The sequence below is a fragment of the Paenibacillus sp. P4_A7 genome (assembly GCF_056402455.1).
The window spans coordinates 1-1,672 of the sequence record NZ_JBFUHJ010000727.1 but is presented as its reverse complement, the minus strand read 5'-3'; the positions used below and the strand labels follow the sequence as shown (position 1 = coordinate 1,672).

The 1,672-nt window shown below is 42.8% G+C and carries 1 protein-coding gene and 1 pseudogene; one reads left to right on the top strand and one right to left on the bottom strand.

The genetic code is table 11. From position 1 onward, the window contains the following. A partial coding sequence (locus AC1DWN_RS33465; RefSeq protein WP_477563140.1) for a hypothetical protein occupies nt 1–320 on the bottom strand: 320 nt, incomplete at its 3' end. Between the two features lie 342 nt (nt 321–662). Here AC1DWN_RS33465 and AC1DWN_RS33460 point away from each other — a divergent pair. Further along, nucleotides 663–1,672: pseudogene (locus AC1DWN_RS33460) on the top strand (IS110 family RNA-guided transposase); the annotation flags it as partial.

Below are 1,672 nucleotides of genomic sequence, written 5' to 3'. Positions count from 1 at the left end.
CCTGCTGAGCTGCCGCCTCTAAATTGCATTTTTCGGAATAGCGTATTCTGTTGTATCTCCATCAACGAAGCCAGTTTATCATATGGTCTTACTGTCACTTCCAAACCATATGAGTAATGTCCAGGATAGTCGAATGTTCCAATAATTCGTTGTGGCCCAGTATTTTTGATTTTGAAGTCGTATCGTAGTATATTTTCAGATTTAATGACCGTTGTTTCTACATTTGTCAAAACAAGCTCACCTTTCTTTACAAATCCCATAGTAAAGAAAAGTGATAAGCACATCAGTAACACAATTGATACTTTTAATACTTTTTTCATAATTCCCTCCCTTGAACAAGCAGTTCGTTTATTTCCTGCGCTCATTCTCAAGTTAAGATAACCAAGCCTTGGTAAATATATTCCACTATCCTGCCCGTTCGTATTATAAGGTCACCAGATCTTTCTGGTGGACCTCATTTTTGTGTGGTCGTAAGATAGCGGTAGCCGGGGATCGAACGTTTCTGCCCGTGGGACTTAGATCCCGAGAGCTATACAGTTCATCCCCCCTATTTGTCATACCATGATTAGGCTGGTTGGGACCATGATCCCGAATCACATGCGATAATGTGGACGACAAGAAGGTTAGGGGTTACTGGCGAATATAATATCGGGAGTGATTGAATGAATCCTGTCATTGGATTAGATGTATCTAAAGGAGAAAGTCATGCACAAGCCTTTTCAGATCGAGGAACGCCCTACGGAAAGACCTTTCGATTTGAGCACAATCTTGAGGGATTAGCGTCCTTCCTCCGCTTTGCTCAAAACTTGGAGTCCTTTGCTAGGCAGCGTCCAGCCATTGTGTTAGAAGCAACGGGCCATTATCATAGTCCGGTTATTCAGTTTCTAGATGAGCATCAATATCTGTATATCGTTATCAATCCGTTAATTTCACACCAAGCGAAAAAAATGAATTTACGTAAGGTGAAAACGGATGTTGCTGACTCATACCAGTTGGGTGAAATGTTCTACAAAGAAGAGCTGGAACCTTACAAAAAACGGGGTCAGTATCTGATGAATCTGCGTTACCTGACACGGCAACATGAGTCACTGACTGAAATGTATGTCCAGGTAAAGTTGCAGTTTCAAGCGGTACTGGATCAAGTCTTTCCAGAGTATCACGGCGTGTTTGGTGACCTTTATTCTAAGGTATCACTTCGTTTCCTGGCCCAGTATCCAACGTCTCAATCGGTGCTAGCGTTGTCTGAGGAAAACGTTACGGCGAACATACAACGCCTTGTTGGACATGTTACCTCGAACCGGTGGTCGCTGGAACGGGCACAGAAACTAATGGCTGCTGCAGAGTGAAATCCCTTCAGAGAGACCGCTTTTCCGAGTCATTTAGTCTCATTAGAGCTATTCATTCATTTACTTCTTCAGTACCAAGAGCATCTATCGAAACTGGATAAATCGATAGAGACTCTGGCTGAAGAATTAATGGAGTACGATCTAATCCAATCGATACCCGGCATTGGCACCAAAATTGCAGCAACAATTTTAGCTGAGGTCGGAGAAATTGATCGGTTCGATCACGCGAAGAAACTGGTTGCGTTTGCTGGTATTGATCCAAGCGTCTTTTCTTCTGGCAAGTTTACTGGTATTGATCCAAGCGTCTTTTCTTCTGGCAAGTTTAC